The following is a 14,289-nucleotide window of genomic DNA, read 5'->3' as shown; positions in this document are numbered from 1 at the left end:
CCGGCAAAACGCTCCTCGCGTTCAACAAGCGCCGGCTTGACGAGCCTTGCAGACTGATCGGGGCCTTTGGAGACCGTGATGCCATGACCGACGACGAGCAGCCCACGACTGAGACCGACACCACCGGCATCTGCGACGGCTGCGACTCCCTCGCGGACCTGCTGCCCGTCATCGAGGACGGCGTGATGCTCCTCCTGTGCGAGTGGTGCCGCTGAGCCCCAGCGACGCCCGGCGTGAGAAAGGGGAATCCCCGTTTCTCTCCCCACCCCACCGGGCGTCGCTAGGCGCGTTTCTCCGGCCCTCTACGCGCCCGGCTGTGTGGTTGCCCTGACTGCCCTCCGATCGGCGCTCCTGCCACGGTTTGCGGTGCGCTAGCCACGTAAAGCCCCACCGAGGGAGGGGCCGGGAGGAGTTGTGTGAGCGGACACACAAACGGATCGGGACCTATGGCACTCGCTTTCCCTAGCGGGCCGCCGGAGAGTGATGGTGTCTGGGTTGGTCGGGCAACAGGACTCGGCCAGGCCCGCGATGACCCAAAGGAGCGGATAGTCATGGGCTTCATGGACAAGATGAAGGGGGCAGCGTCACAGGCTGTCGACGAAGCGAGGCAAAGGACTCAGCACATCTCCTCGGAGGTGCACGTCACGGAGAAGGCAGAGCCCGCCCCCGATCGTGACTGGGTGCCAGCGGCCTTGACGCCGCTTTACGAAGTGGAGAGCCATATTGCCGGAAAGAACGCCAGAGTGCGTCTGTGGCCCGACCGGCTGGAGTGGGAGCGCCCCCGAGGCTTGTCCGCAGGAAAGATCACCACGGGCGTGTTCACGGTTGGCATGTCGCTTGCCGTGACAGGGGTCAAGGGCGGCAACGACGAACACGACATGGTGCTGCTCAAGCACGTCACGAATGTCTCCGATCATCGAGATGGGATGCTGTATCACAGGATTGATGTTCAAACATCCGCAGGGGCGGCGGTGAATACGATCTCGTTCCGGGTGCGCCACGACGATGCCCCACCGTTCCGCCAGGCGATCATCGACGCCATGGAAGGGCTGCAGGACAGAGCGAACGCACCGGTGGCGGTGGTGGTGCAGCAGCCGTCTGTTCAATCGACCCCCGCTGCCGGTACCGACCTCGCGGCTCAACTTCAGCAACTCGCTGGTCTTCGCGATGCCGGCATCCTGAGCGAGGAGGAGTTTGCTGCAAAGAAGGCCGATGTTCTGTCGCGCCTCTAGGCGCCCGCCCGCCGCAGCGGGCGCAGGTTCGCAGCGGCCCAGCGGCTTCCCTGGTTAGACGCGCCCTTAGAGTCGCGGTGGTTCCCGCCGCCTAACCTGCAGGAACAGGAGTGCCTCCACCTGACAGGCGGTGAGGTGGCGTGGGCGGAGGCGCGGAGCGCGAGCCGCAGCGCGCTGCTGTGGTTGCTCATCGTGCTGCTCTCTTCGGTTCCCTTGCCGGACAAGGGTGTCCGGCAGACGGTGGACGGTACTACCCATGCCCTCTGGCAGGACACGGTTTCGGCGGTCGCCCTCCAACCCGACCGGGTGGGGGTCTTTTCAAGACCCCCCACCCACCCGGTCGGGTTGTCGGCAGACCCGACCGCACCAACCCGACCGGAGACCCGACCGGACCCGACCGGTCGGGTCGGTCGGGTTGGCTCCTTCAACCCGACCGGCAGACCCGACCGGAACGGGCTGCTTTCGGTCGGGTTGCCCGGTCGGGTTGAGAGGGTGCTCACGACCTCCCTCCGGGGTCCTTCTCCGGCTGCGAGGCAGGCCAGCAGAACAGCGCCCTCTGGCCGCTCGGGACACGTCCGTGGCCCGAGTCGACCCGCAGGTCCGGGTACTTCCCTTCCAGGAGCGAGTCGATGAGCCTGCCACGTTCGAGGACGTCGATACCGCTCCCCCTGAGCGCTTCGGCGCTTCGCCACTGCGACTTCGGAAGGGCGGTCGGAGCGGCGATGAGCACCTCGTACATGACCTTGGCGTGTGCCTCACCACGCACGGCGGCGGTATCGAGACCGCGTGTGGCCGTGTCAGCGAGCCCCTGAGTCAGTGGGTCGTCGTGGCCGAATGCCGGGCCGCGCTCCGACAGGGAGGCCACCACCGGGGAGGTCGGGTCGGCTTCCGTCGTCTCGCGGGCATCGACGACGAGGTAGCCCACGATGGACTCCGCGTCCTCGCCCTGCGGCACTCCGAGAGCGCCGGGGCGGTCTTTGAACAGCCGAACCTGTGACGAGCCCACGAGGCCCGGCTTGAGGCGATCGCGTTGCCGCAGGTGGAAGACAACCGGCACGCCGGACTGCTTGTAGCCCGAGCCTCCCGCCTTCCCATTCGGGTCGGCCTTGTTGGGGTGGTCGAGCACCAGCACCGAGGGCCGGGTTGGCTCTTGCGGCCTCACGAGCCCCGTGGGTGTCCACCTGCGGGCCATGCCGAAGCCGATGCGGCGCAACACGTTCCACGCCAACTCGATGTCGCCCGACTGGTTGGCGTTGGCACTCTGAGCGGCGAGATAGGCCGTTGCCGTGTCCACGATGACGAGTGCCGCCCTGCTCGTCACCACGGCGTGCTCCAACCATTCATGCACCGTCGTTGGCCCGTGCAGCGGGTTCCGTGCCAGCCGTTCGCCCAGCCACGCTGTGCTCATGTGCAGAACCTGCGCCTCGATCTGGCTCGGGCGGAGTCCCATCGCCTGCAGGCGCTGCATGATCTGCGTCTGGCCGGTGTCGTTCTCCATGATGAGCACCCGGTCCCCGCGACGGACCGCCTCAGCAGTGGCGACCAGCGCGAACCACGTCTTGAGTGCGCCGTAGTCGCCGATCACGAGGTGGAGGAGCCCGGGGTAGAGCAGGCACGAGGGCAGCGGGAGCCCGCTGGCATCCACCCTGCCGCCCAGCCAGCCACGCAGGAGCAGGTCAGGGCGCAGGCTGACCTGTGCCGCTGCGGCGTTGGACGACGGCAACTGATCGTGGTCGAGCAGCCGCTGCACTACCTCATGGCTCATGCCCTCCGTGATGGCGGACACGCTGGGATGCGGGGTGTACCAAGGGTTCTCAGCCACAAGGCGATCGAGATCGACCGCCTGCTCCATGCGTGCCTGGACGCCGCGCTCGCGGGCCTCGTCGTCCATCTGGAAGGCGCTCACCGCTGCACGCCCTTCTCAGCGCTAGCGATGGTCCGGGACGCTTCGGTCCACGACAGCCCAGCGCTCATCGCCGCGTCGACCAACGGGCTCGGGTCGAGGTCGTTTTCGATCGCCCGGCAGGCCGCCCAGTAGAGGCCGGAGTTGCGACCTCCTGGTTCCACACGGGCCACCCACGCTGCCAGGGCTTCGATGCCACCCGCGCCCCGGTAGGCCTTAGGCGACGGGGTGCTCGGTTCACCAACGAGCAGCCGCCTGACATGGCGCCAGTCGAGCGGGGACGGGTGGCCGTGCTCGGCATCGTTGCGCTCGGTCGTGACCTCGTACGACCCGGCCTCCCGCCGATCGGGCGTGAACAGCACCGAAGGGGGCGCGATGACGTAGCCACCCTCGCCCCGCAGGTCGATGCCGCACTTCGCCCACACCGCGTTCGGCATCGGGTCGTCGGGGTCGACGGGGAAGTAGACGTGCCTGCCGCCAGACGGGGTGCGCACGTACCTCTGCGCACCCGCGAGAAGGCCCATCTGGTCGAGGAAGTCGAGCCGGAGGTAGCCGTTGACGCCGCCCGGCTTGTTGTCCACGTCGAGAACGTTGAAGCGCAGACCGGTTGGCATCCCGATCGCGGCAGCGTGCCAGCGGGTCCACCACGTCGTGATCTGGTCGGCGTCGAGCGAGGCGTCGAGGAAGCCGTGGGTGGTCAGCGGCGACTTGGCCTCGGACTCCCCCACGTCGATGGGATAGCAAGGAAAGACGGGCTGGCCGCCAGCGGCGATCACGAGAGCGGCGTCGAGGATGCGTGCGGCGAGCGGGTCAAGAGGGGCGGGGGTCTCGCGAGAAGCAGCCACTTCGGGCTATCCTTCCTGTGGGATCGAGGCCGGGCCGCAAGGCCCGGTCTCGTGCTGTCTGTGGCTGCTCCGGCCCCGTGTGAGGCCCCGCGATGTGGTCCATGAGATTGTCGCGCAGCGCTGCCCTATGGGATAGGCCGGTGCGTGAATCTCTCTCTGCCAGTGAGGGTTTGACAAGATTGTCCTTGGACGATTCGTGAATCTCGTTGGGCAAGTGGGCAATCGGTTTGCAGGCGTGGAGGAGGCTCTCCGCCCACTGTTGGGCACTTGACGCACTGTGAAGCGGGCATCACCGGGTCGCTGCAGGTGAGCCACGGGGCGCGAGCGGCGCTCTAAGCGGACGTCTAAGCGGAGGTCGGTGGCAGCCGGTCCGCCCAGTGCTCCCGCTGCCACACGCGGACCCTCAGGGCGTAGGAGCGATACCTCGCCTCGAATGTCGAGGGCAGGCGCAGGTCGAAGGGGAATGGGCTGGGGTGCGCCGCTCGGTCGCGCTCCACAGCGGCCATCGCGCAGCGGTGGACGCGATCGAGCAGTGCAAGGCCACGCCTGTCGCGCTCGTCCTGCTCCCATGCCCCGATGACAGCGGCGATGATCTCGTCGTGGGCCAGCCACGCCGGGAGCGGGCGGTCGTCATGCGCATCGCGGTAGCCTTCGGTGTCGTTCATCGTGATCTCCATTCCGTCATCGCAGGACGTGTGGGGGCGGCACGGAGGGCGGTCGGCCTGCTCGGGCTCGACCGCCCTCGGCGCGTTCACTGGACATGTCCACTGGCAGCCGCGTGCTGCTCGTCGGTGGGCGCGTGCGGCTCCCCCGAGCCCTCGACGCCGAGGCGGCGCAGCAGTGGGGCGACGAGGACCGCCTTCCTGCTGCCGAGCAGGGGGATCGTCTCGACGACCCCGCGCCGGGCCTGCTCGTATGCCTTCCACTCCGACAGGCCGAGGAGCCCGGCGTAGTTCGGCTCGGTGAGGCTGAACACCGGGATGACGGCGAGGTCCACGACATCGCTGACTCGCGTTGGGTGTGCAGCCGGTGGCTTGCGGTGAGGCTCGTTGGGGTGGGAGACGGGCGCGATCATGAGCGGTCCTTCGCGGTCGAGGGTGGGCCAGGTTGGTCCCCTTTGATTTCCAAGGTAGGCACGCGCTATCGAAACGCCAAGGGTGTACGTTTGTAGTTATGAAACGCAGTTACGAGCGATGGGAAACCCACGGCTACCTCCGCCCGGTCATCGACTTCGACGACGACGGCAACGCCTTCGAGACGGGAGCCCGTGACGAGGTGGTGGTCGTGTTCGACCCCTCCTCGGGGCGTGAGTGGCATGTGACCGTCGAGCAGGGCGGGCGCGGCAGGCCACGCATCACGTCCCTGATGATCCGTGGCGGCTCCATCGATCAGGCCGCGCTGCGGCAGGTGTCCCTCGGCTACTTGACCGAGGCGGCGGCGGGGTTCATCGGATCGACCGAGGCCGAGCGCGACAAAGGCGCTCCACTCGGAGAGGCCCTGCAGGTGGCATCCTCCAAGCCCGGCGAGGTCCACGTCCGTGACGAGGCCCCGTCACCCGAGACGCTCGCGGCCCAGTGGAACGCGACCCCGGTCAGCGTCATCGTCGACGGCAGGCGCATCGGGCGGCGCAGGGCGCTGGCCGACCACTTCGGCGTGACCGTGTGGTCCATCGACAAGTACGTGCGCGAGGCCCGCGACCTCGGCCTCATCGACGCCGCCACGACTGGCCGCAGGCGTGCGTCGCCTCCGGCCACACAGACCCCCGACGAGCAAGGTGCTCGCCGGGCGACCACGAAGAAGAAGGAGCAGCAAGATGACGATTGACAAACCCAGGTTGAGGGTGAGGAACCTGCCCGAGAACGCCCTGCACGTCTGCCTCGCCTGCGGCGACGCGAAACCGCGTGGGAGCGTCTCGGCCCTCAGGAAGAAGGGCTGGTTGCAGGTGCTCGACAGCGCCGACACCCCGCGTGCGTGGACCTGTCCCGCCTGTCCCGAGGTGGGCGAGCCGATCCAGCGGGCCGTCACCAAGGCGGGTGTCGTGCGCTTCCGCACGATCATGACGCTGCCGTCGGGCAAGCAGCAGTGGCGGACGTGGAACACCCTCGTGGAGGCACGCGCGCATGTCGCCAAGGTGCGGGCGGGCATCGAGGCCGGGGAGGACGTCGGGACCAAGGCCGAGACCGTCGAGGCGCTGTGTGAGCGGTGGCTCAAGGGCAAGCGGAAGGTTCGCCCCGTGACCCGCGAGGGCTACTACTTCGCGCTCCGCCCCGTCGTGCGGCGGCTGGGGCAGCGTCAGGTCGGGAGCCTGCGGCTGAACGACGTCAGGGGCCTCATCGACTGGATGGAGACCGAGGGTGCCAGCACCGGCAAGGCCCTCGGGGCACCAGGGATCAGGGCCGCGATGATCGCCTTCGCTCAGGTGCTCGACCTCGCCGTGGCCGAGAAGGTCCTCGACGCCAACCCAGCCCGCGACAAGACGGTGGAGTTGCCGTCGGTCCGAGGAAGGGCCGGGTTCGGCAACCTCGAATGGTGGGAGTGGGACACCCTGCTGCAGTTCCGCGACACCGCCGACGCCGACCCCTACGCGGCCCTGTGGCGGCTCACCCTGACCGGCCTCACGCGGGCGGACATCTGCGGCTTGCGGTGGTCCGACGTCGACCTCGACGCGGGCACCGTCACCGTGTCGCAGGGACGTGTGTCCCTGCAGGGCCAGCGGTTCATCGAGGCGAACGAGGGCCAGCGCAGCATCATCGGCGAGCCGAAGTCCGGGCAGCGGTGGCGCACCGTCGAGCCTGACCGCCTGCACCCCGGCACGATGGCGCTGCTGAGGGCGCTCAAGGCCCGGCAGGCTGCCGACCGGCTCAAGGCGGGCACGGCGTACGACACGAGCCACGACCTCGTTCTCGTCGACGCGCTCGGGGCCCCGGTGCGGCCCGAGTGGTACTCCGACCGCTTCCGTCACCTCTGCGACGACGCCGGGGTCAAGCGCATCCACCTGCACTCCTGCCGTCACTCGCTGGCGAAGCGCATGGACGACCTCAGGGTGCCGATGGCGGCCCGTGCCGCCCTGCTCGGTCACCGGGTCGACGTGCATCTGAGCACGTACCTGCCCAGCGCCACGTCGACGGGGACCAACGATGCGCTCGACCTGCTCGGGTCGGGCACGAGGCAGTCCGCAGCGGAGTGATAGCCGCTGCGAGGTTTCTCGCGATCCCTTAGAACGGCCCTTAGACGCGGGCACGAAGAAGGCCCCTGCCGGGTGATAGTCCGGCAGGGGCCTTCATCTGTTTCCGCAGGTGAGCGGCGGGTTTCCTTCTCCTGCGATTCGGTCGGGCTGACAGGATTTGAACCTGCGACCCCTTGACCCCCAGTCAAGTGCGCTACCAAGCTGCGCCACAGCCCGAATGCCCCTCGGGGCGAAAGGAACATTAGCGCACCGGGTGCCACTGGTCCCAATCGGCCCCCGTGGGCGCCTCGGTCGGGCCTCGAGTCAGCGGCGACGCTTCTCGCGGACGCGCACCGACACCTCGATCGGCGTGCCCTCGAAGCCGAACTGCTCGCGCAGACGACGCTCGATGAAGCGGCGGTAGCCGGCCTCGATGAAGCCCGAGGCGAAGATGACGAAGCGCGGCGGCCGCGTCGAGGCCTGGGTCGCGAAGAGGATGCGCGGCTGCTTGCCACCCCGCAGCGGGTGCGGGTGGGCAGCCACGATCTCCCCCATGAACGCGTTGAGCCGGCCGGTGGGGACGCGGGTGTCCCACGACTCGAGCGCGGTCTCGATCGCTGGCACCAGGCGATCCATGTGTCGCCCGGTGCGGGCGGAGATGTTGGCCCGGGGCGCCCACGGCACCTGGACGAGCTCCTTCTCGATCTCGCGCTCGAGGTAGTAGCGGCGCTCCTCGTCGAGGGTGTCCCACTTGTTGTAGGCGATCACGAGGGCGCGCCCCGAGTCGATGACCTGCTGGACGACGCGGATGTCCTGCTCGGCGATGGGCTCCTCGGCGTCGATGAGCACGACGGCCACCTCCGCCTTCTCCAGCGCGGTCTGGGTGCGCAGCGAGGCGTAGAAGTCGGCGCCGCGGCTCTGGTGGACCCGGCGACGGATGCCGGCGGTGTCCACGAAGCGCCACGTCTTGCCGCCGAGCTTGATGAGCTCGTCGACCGGGTCGCGGGTCGTGCCGGCGACGTTGTCGACGACGACGCGCTCGGATCCGGCGAGACGGTTGAGCAGGCTCGACTTGCCGACGTTGGGCCGGCCGACGAGAGCGACGCGCCGGGGGCCACCCTGGGCGTACGCGCCGTGTGCCGACACGTCGGGAAGCACCTCGAGCACGGCGTCGAGGGCGTCACCGCTCCCCCGGCCGTGCACCGCCGACACCGGGAAGGGCTGACCGAGCCCGAGGCTCCACAGCATGGCCGCGTCGGCCTCGCCGCGCTGGTCGTCGACCTTGTTGGCCACGAGCACGACCGGCTTGCCGGAACGGCGCAGCAGCTTGACGACCGCCTCGTCGTCGTCGGTGGCGCCGACCGTGGCGTCGACGACGAACATGACGACGTCGGCGAGGTCGATGGCGATCTCGGCCTGCTCGGCGACCCGGAGGTGGATGCCGGTGGCGTCGGCCTCCCAGCCGCCGGTGTCGACGATGGTGAAGCGGCGCCCGCCCCACTCGGCCTCGTAGGACACCCGGTCACGGGTCACCCCGGGCACGTCCTCGACGACGGCCTCGCGGCGTCGCAGGATGCGGTTGACGAGGCTCGACTTGCCGACGTTGGGTCGGCCGACCACGGCGACGACCGGGAGCGGCCCCTGGGCCGCGCCGTCGTCGGAGAGGGCCCCCTGCGCGTCGAGCAGGGCCTGGTCCTCGGGGCTGAGCTCGAAGTCGTCGAGCCCGGCGCGCAGGGCGCGCTCCACGGCGGCGTCGTCGAGCTCAGGGGCGCCGACGGCGCCGGCGACGGGGTCGACGGCGTGGTCGGGGGTCGAGATCGGAGCGCCCTCGTCGATGGGGCGGGCGGTCTCGTCAGTCACGGTGTCCTCGAATCAGTGAACGTCTGTTGAGGGACCATTCTCCACCCGCGAGCGACGTACATGTGACGCGAGCGCGTCGCGCAGCTGGTCACTGGCCAGTCGGAGGCGGTCCCGGCCCGGCACCGCGGGGTCGACGGCGAACCGGAACGGGTCCCCGAAGTCGACGACGAGGCGCGAGCGGAACGCCGGCCAGTCGTCCTTCGTGGAGCCTGGTGCGCGGGTGCCGCTGACGGCCACGGGCACGATCTGGGCGTCGGTGCGCAGTGCGATCCACGCTGCGCCGTGGTTGACCTGGTGGACCTCGCCGTCGCCCCGGTTGCCCTCGGGGAAGATCCCGACCGCTCCCCCGGCCTCGAGGACGGCGCTGGCCGACGCGAGGGCGGCGCGGTCCCCGACCGAACGGTCGATGGGGATCTGGCCCACGTTGCGGATGGTCCAGCCCCAGAAGCCGGAGAAGGCCTCCTGCTTGACGAGGAAGCTGACAGGCCGCGGAGCGAGCCCGAAGACGAGCGGCCCGTCGAGGAAGGCCGCGTGATTGGCCACGAGGATGACGGGACCGGCCAGCGGGACGCGCTCGGGGTGCAGCGCGGTGCCGCGGTAGAGCGTGCTGAAGATGACCTTGCCGATCGGGCGGCCGATCCGGGCCCGGTTGGGGTGGGGAGCGACCGCCTGGCTCATGCCCGCGCCGCCCCGACCACCTGGAGCACCGCCTCGACCGAGCCCTCGAAGTCGAGGTGCGAGGTGTCGATCGTCGTGACCCCGTCGGCCGCGACAGTGAACTCCGAGACCGCGGAGTCGGCCTTGTCGCGGTCGACGATCTGCGACCTGGTCGCGGCGACGGCGGCGGCGTCGGCCGCCCCGTGCAGCTCCGTGGACCGGCGTGCGAGCCTGGCCTCCTCCGAGGCGGTCAACAGGATGCGTACGGGTGCGTCGGGGGCGACGACGGTCGTGATGTCGCGGCCCTCGGCGACGACGCCGCCCTTGGCCTGCGAGGCCTCGGAGATGAGGCGTCGCTGGAGGACCCGGAGGATCTCGCGGACGGGGATCACCGTGGCCACCGCCGAGACGTTGGTGGAGATCCGCGTCTCGCGGATCGCGGCCGCGACGTCGGCGCCTCCGACGGTGACCGTGGGAGCGTCGGGATCGGTGCCGATGGCCAGCGGAAAGCGTTCTGCCGCAGCGGCGATCGCGTCGGCGTCGGTCAGGTCCACGTCCTCGTGCAGGCACCACCAGGTCAGCGCGCGGTACATCGCGCCGGTGTCGAGGTAGCCGAAGCCGAGGGTACGCGCGACCTGCTTGCTGACGCTCGACTTCCCCGAGCCGGAGGGCCCGTCCACGGCGACGACGAATCCGGACAGGTGCTCCTCGGGGGTCTGCGACATGCGGACGAGGATAGTGCCTGGGCCGGGCCCCACCCGGACCAGCCCGCCGGGCGGACCGGTCATCCTCGGGGCCACGCGCTCGTCAGTCGTGGACGCGCCACCCGAGCCGCGCGAGCTCCGCGCGAAGCGGCTCGACGGAGGACGGGACGACCGAGATCTCTGCCACTCCGACGGCCTGCCCGAGCCCGTGCTCGAGGTGCAGGTCCTCGAGGTTGATGCCGGCCGCGCCGACGTCGGTGAGCAGCCGGGCGAGCGACCCCGGCTCGTCCGGGACGACCACGGACACGACCTCGTATGCCGCGGGCGCGGCGCCGTGCTTGCCGGGGATCCGCGCGTGGCCGAGGTTGCCGGCCTCGAGGACGCGGCTCAGGGTGCCGAGGGCCCCCTCCCCGTCCGCGTCGGCCAGCGAGTCGAGAGCGCCCACGACGTCGTCGACCTGGTCCCGCACGTGGCGCAGGACATCGCGCACGGCCGGCGCGTTGCCGGCGAGGATCTGGGTCCAGAGCCGGGGGTCGCTGGCGGCGATGCGGGTCACGTCGCGCAGGCCCTGGCCGGCGAGGCCGACCGCGGACTCCGGCAGCTCGCGAAGGCAGGCCGCGACGATGCTCGCCGCTAGCTGAGGGACGTGCGAAACGGCCGCCACGGCCTCGTCGTGCTCGTGCGCCGGCATGACACGGACGGCGGAGCCCACCGAGAGCGCCACCTCGCGCACACGGCGTACCGCGGCGTCGGTCGAGGCCTCGTGCGGCACGACGACCCAGGCCCGCCCGTCGAAGAGGTCGGCGCGCGCGGCCGCCGCGCCGGAGCGCTCGCGCCCAGCCATCGGGTGCGAGCCGACGTAGCGGCTGGCATCGGCGCCGGAGTCGAGCACGACCCTCAGCACCGACTCCTTGACCGAGGCGACGTCGGTGACGACCGCGTCCGGCCAGCGGTTCAGGGCGTCGACGACGACACCCGCCGCGACGTCCGGGGGCGCAGCCACGACGACGACGTCGGGCGCGCCGGGCTGCTCGTCGGCCACCTCCCCCGCCCGCAGGTCACGCGCGAGACGGACGGCGGTCGGGGACGGGTCGTCGAGGGAGACGCGAAATCCGTTCTGGGACAGCGCAATTCCCAAGCTGGTGCCGATGAGCCCAGTGCCGACGATGCGGACGTGCGTGGTCACCCCGTCAGCGTAGCGAGCGTCTCGTCACGCCGACGGGACGTCCGGATCACAGACCGGCGGCCTTGTAGAGCGCCCCGATCTCGGCCTTGTTGAGCCGGCGTGTGCGCCCCGACTTGAGGTCGGCGAGGCGGATGGGACCGACCTCCGTGCGCACGAGCTCGACGACGGGGTGGCCGACGGCCTCGAGCATGCGGCGGACGACGTGCTTGCGTCCCTCGTGCAGCACGACCTCGACCATGGCCTTGCCGGGCTGGTGGTCGACGATGCGGAACGAGTCGACCTTCACCGGCCCGTCCTCGAGCTCGACGCCCTCGCGCAGCCGCTTGCCGACGTCGCGCTGGACGGGGCCACGGATCGTGGCGATGTAGGTCTTGAGGACGCCGTATGCCGGGTGCTGGAGCCGGTGGGCCAGCTCGCCGTCGTTCGTGAGCAGCAGCAGGCCCTCGGTGTCGGCGTCGAGACGTCCGACGTGGAAGAGGCGCTCCTCGCGGTTGCCGACGTAGTCGGCGAGGGAGATGCGCCCGAGCTCGTCGTGCATGGTCGTGACGACGCCCTTGGGCTTGTTGAAGGCGAGGTAGACGCGGTCCTCGTCGAGGTTGACGCGGACGCCGTCGACGTGGACGACCTGGGTCTGCGGGTTGATGCGCACGCCGAGCTCGGTGACGACCTGGCCGTCGACCTCGACCCGGCCCTGCTCGATGAGGTTCTCGCAGACGCGACGGGAGCCGACGCCGCCGGCCGCCATCAGCTTCTGCAGGCGCACGCCGTCGGGGTCGTGCACGTCGATCTGGGGCACGGCCTTGCGGTCGGGCAGCTTCGTGGGCTGGCTCGCCTTGGTGGACCCGGCGAAGCGCGGACCGCTCGCCTTGCCGCCGCCGCCGCCTGACTTGCCGCCGCTGCGTGTGCCCGTGGGGCGACCGGCGCGGCCCTTGGAACCGCCGCCGGACGGTCCCGACGGACCGCCCTTCTTGCGCGGCTGACGGGGTGACCTGGAGTACTCGCTCATGCGTGTCCTTCCTCGATGAGCTCGTCGATGACGTCGGCGTCCGGGAGGTAGGGCGCCAGCGCCGGGAGGTCGTCGAGCGACGACAGCCCCATGCGTTGGAGGAAGTAGGGCGTGGTGCGGAACAGCATCGCGCCACTCTCCCCGAGGTCCTCGACCTCTTCGATGAGACCGCGCGACGTCAGCGTGCGCACGACTCCGTCGACGTTGACGCCGCGTACGGCACTGACCCGCGCGCGGGAGACGGGCTGGCGGTAGGCGATGACGGCAAGCGTCTCGAGGGAGGCCTGTGTCAGCTTGGCCTGCTGGCCGTCGAGGACGAACTTCTCCACGACGGGGGCGAAGTCGGACCGGCTGTAGACCCGCCATCCGCCCGCGACGCTGCGCAGGGTGAACCCGCGCTGTGCGGCGGCGTACTCCTCCTCGAGGGCGTGCAGGTGTCCCCGCACGTCCTCGACGGGCAGCTCGAGCGCCGAGGCCAGCGCGACCTCGGTCACCGGCTCGTCGACGACCATGAGCACGGCCTCGAGGGCCGAGCGGGCGCCGCCCGGGAAGTCGTTGATGTCGAAGGCGATCTGCTCGTCGGCACCCTCGCGCTCGTCGAGCTCCTCCGGCTCGGCGGTCGCGTCGGGCCCCTGCGCCGACTGGTCACTCATCGTCTGCTCCTGTCCGTGGGGCGGTGGCGCCGCCCGTCTCGTCGTTCGCGTCGTCGTTCGCGTCGTCGTTCGCGTCCTCGGCCTGCTCGGGCGTGCCCGCGTCGCCATCGTCCTCGGCGTCCTCGGCGTCCTCGTCGTCCTCGTCGAACTCGTCGTCGATGGCGATGTCGCCCGCCTCGGTGCCGGTCCAGCGGATGTCGAGCTCGCCGAGCGCCTCGGCCTGCTCGAAGGCGATCGCAGCCTCCTTGAACAGCTCGAGCAACGCGAGGAAGCGGGCCACGATGACGAGGGTGCTGTCGGCGTCGGCGACGAGACTCCTGAACGAGACCTGGCCCCGGTGGCGCAGCCGGTCGACGATGATCGCCGCCTGCTCGCGCACGCTGACCTGCGGCGCGTGGAGGTGCTCGAGGCCGACGGTCGGCGCGATCTTCGGCGTCATCGCCCGGGCGGCGATCCTCGCGAACTGCTCCGGGGTGATCGCGATGATGAGCTCGGGCAGCAGGCTCGCGAACTCGGGCTCGAGCCCGGCCTGCCGCGGGGTGATGCGCCCCGCTGTGGCCATCCGGTCGCGGAAGGTGTTGGCGATCTCCTTGTAGGCGCGGTACTGCAGCAGCCGCGCGAACAGCAGGTCGCGGGCCTCGATGAGCGCCAGGTCCTCGTCGTCCTGCGGACCGGACTGCGGCAGCAGGCGCGAGGCCTTGAGGTCGAGCAGCGTCGCGGCGATGAGGAGGAACTCCGAGGCCTGCCCGAGGTCCCAGTCACTCTCGGCGGCCTGGGCCGCCTTGATGTGGGCGACGAACTCGTCCGTGACCTTGGCGAGGGCGACCTCGGTGATGTCGAGCTTGTGCTTGCTGATGAGGCCGAGCAGCAGGTCGAAGGGGCCGGAGAAGACGTCGAGGTGCACCTCGAACGGCGTGGACGCCCGCCGCGTGATGACGCCCCCGGGAGTCAGCTCGGCCGGTGCGGCAGCCGGGACGAGCGCCGAGTCGTCGGCCTGCTCGGCAGGCAGGGCAGCGTCGTCGGCGTCGACCGCGGTGCGGTCGACGGTGTCCTGCTCGGTCATCAGATCACTGCGGA

15 protein-coding genes and 1 tRNA gene are annotated in these 14,289 nt (G+C 70.3%); 4 read left to right on the top strand and 12 right to left on the bottom strand.

The features are described from left to right. The first annotated feature begins 83 nt into the window (after positions 1-83). Positions 84-215 (top strand): hypothetical protein, encoded by a 132-nt coding sequence (locus tag IEY30_RS22095; protein ID WP_268240962.1) that lies wholly within the window; start codon positions 84-86, stop codon positions 213-215. Between the two features lie 336 nt (positions 216-551). Next, entirely contained in the window at positions 552-1,232 is a 681-nt protein-coding gene (locus tag IEY30_RS03110) for an SHOCT domain-containing protein (protein WP_030146128.1), read from the top strand. Between the two features lie 496 nt (positions 1,233-1,728). Here the strand turns inward: IEY30_RS03110 and IEY30_RS03105 are convergent, their stop codons facing one another. The 4 genes from IEY30_RS03105 to IEY30_RS03090 form a co-directional block, all read right to left on the bottom strand. Next, complete coding sequence (locus IEY30_RS03105; RefSeq protein ID WP_030146129.1) at positions 1,729-3,138, bottom strand: AAA family ATPase; 1,410 nt, start codon at positions 3,136-3,138, stop codon at positions 1,729-1,731. Beyond that, entirely contained in the window at positions 3,135-3,980 is an 846-nt protein-coding gene (locus IEY30_RS03100) for a bifunctional DNA primase/polymerase (RefSeq protein WP_081920239.1), read from the bottom strand. Before IEY30_RS03100 ends, IEY30_RS03105 begins: the two co-directional genes overlap by 4 nt. Positions 3,981-4,324: 344 nt before the next feature. Further along, positions 4,325-4,657, bottom strand: coding sequence for a hypothetical protein (locus tag IEY30_RS03095; protein ID WP_156035037.1), 333 nt, complete (start codon positions 4,655-4,657; stop codon positions 4,325-4,327). A 74-nt stretch (positions 4,658-4,731) separates the two neighbouring features. Next, positions 4,732-4,977: a hypothetical protein gene (locus IEY30_RS03090; RefSeq protein ID WP_030146132.1), complete on the bottom strand. Its 246-nt coding sequence runs from the start codon at positions 4,975-4,977 to the stop codon at positions 4,732-4,734. Between the two features lie 176 nt (positions 4,978-5,153). Between IEY30_RS03090 and IEY30_RS03085 the strand changes: the two genes are divergently transcribed. Together IEY30_RS03085 and IEY30_RS03080 are read left to right on the top strand one after the other, a co-directional pair. Further along, the gene (locus tag IEY30_RS03085) at positions 5,154-5,804 is read left to right on the top strand and encodes a hypothetical protein (protein ID WP_030146133.1); all 651 of its coding nucleotides are present in this window, start codon (positions 5,154-5,156) and stop codon (positions 5,802-5,804) included. 16 nt (positions 5,805-5,820) lie between these two features. Then, positions 5,821-7,167, top strand: coding sequence for a tyrosine-type recombinase/integrase (locus tag IEY30_RS03080; protein WP_030146134.1), 1,347 nt, complete (start codon positions 5,821-5,823; stop codon positions 7,165-7,167). A gap of 142 nt (positions 7,168-7,309) precedes the next feature. On the opposite strand, the gene IEY30_RS03075 is transcribed toward IEY30_RS03080, so the two are convergent. The 8 genes from IEY30_RS03075 to IEY30_RS03040 all read right to left on the bottom strand — a co-directional run bounded on the left by IEY30_RS03075 (position 7,310) and on the right by IEY30_RS03040 (position 14,275). After that, positions 7,310-7,383: transfer RNA gene (locus IEY30_RS03075), tRNA-Pro, on the bottom strand. Positions 7,384-7,470: 87 nt separating this feature from the next. Beyond that, positions 7,471-9,006, bottom strand: a complete 1,536-nt coding sequence (gene der, locus IEY30_RS03070) for a ribosome biogenesis GTPase Der (protein ID WP_030146135.1) — start codon at positions 9,004-9,006, stop codon at positions 7,471-7,473. A 12-nt stretch (positions 9,007-9,018) separates the two neighbouring features. Continuing rightward, positions 9,019-9,684: a lysophospholipid acyltransferase family protein gene (locus IEY30_RS03065; protein ID WP_030146136.1), complete on the bottom strand. Its 666-nt coding sequence runs from the start codon at positions 9,682-9,684 to the stop codon at positions 9,019-9,021. Continuing rightward, positions 9,681-10,388, bottom strand: a complete 708-nt coding sequence (gene cmk, locus IEY30_RS03060) for a (d)CMP kinase (protein ID WP_030146137.1) — start codon at positions 10,386-10,388, stop codon at positions 9,681-9,683. Before cmk ends, IEY30_RS03065 begins: the two co-directional genes overlap by 4 nt. Before the next feature lie 82 nt (positions 10,389-10,470). Further along, positions 10,471-11,553 carry a prephenate dehydrogenase gene (locus IEY30_RS03055; RefSeq protein ID WP_030146138.1) on the bottom strand — a complete coding sequence of 361 codons (1,083 nt, stop codon included), beginning with the start codon at positions 11,551-11,553 and terminating at the stop codon, positions 10,471-10,473. Between the two features lie 46 nt (positions 11,554-11,599). Further along, positions 11,600-12,559, bottom strand: coding sequence for a pseudouridine synthase (locus tag IEY30_RS03050; RefSeq protein WP_030146139.1), 960 nt, complete (start codon positions 12,557-12,559; stop codon positions 11,600-11,602). After that, positions 12,556-13,212 (bottom strand): SMC-Scp complex subunit ScpB, encoded by a 657-nt coding sequence (gene scpB / locus IEY30_RS03045; protein WP_030146140.1) that lies wholly within the window; start codon positions 13,210-13,212, stop codon positions 12,556-12,558. Before scpB ends, IEY30_RS03050 begins: the two co-directional genes overlap by 4 nt. Continuing rightward, entirely contained in the window at positions 13,205-14,275 is a 1,071-nt protein-coding gene (locus IEY30_RS03040; RefSeq protein ID WP_030146141.1) for a segregation and condensation protein A, read from the bottom strand. The genes scpB and IEY30_RS03040 overlap by 8 nt, the downstream gene beginning before the upstream one ends. Between the last annotated feature and the right edge of the window lie 14 nt (positions 14,276-14,289).

This window comes from Terrabacter tumescens (assembly GCF_014646815.1).
GTDB lineage: Bacteria > Actinomycetota > Actinomycetes > Actinomycetales > Dermatophilaceae > Terrabacter > Terrabacter tumescens.
This window is presented reverse-complemented; position numbering and strand designations above follow the sequence as displayed.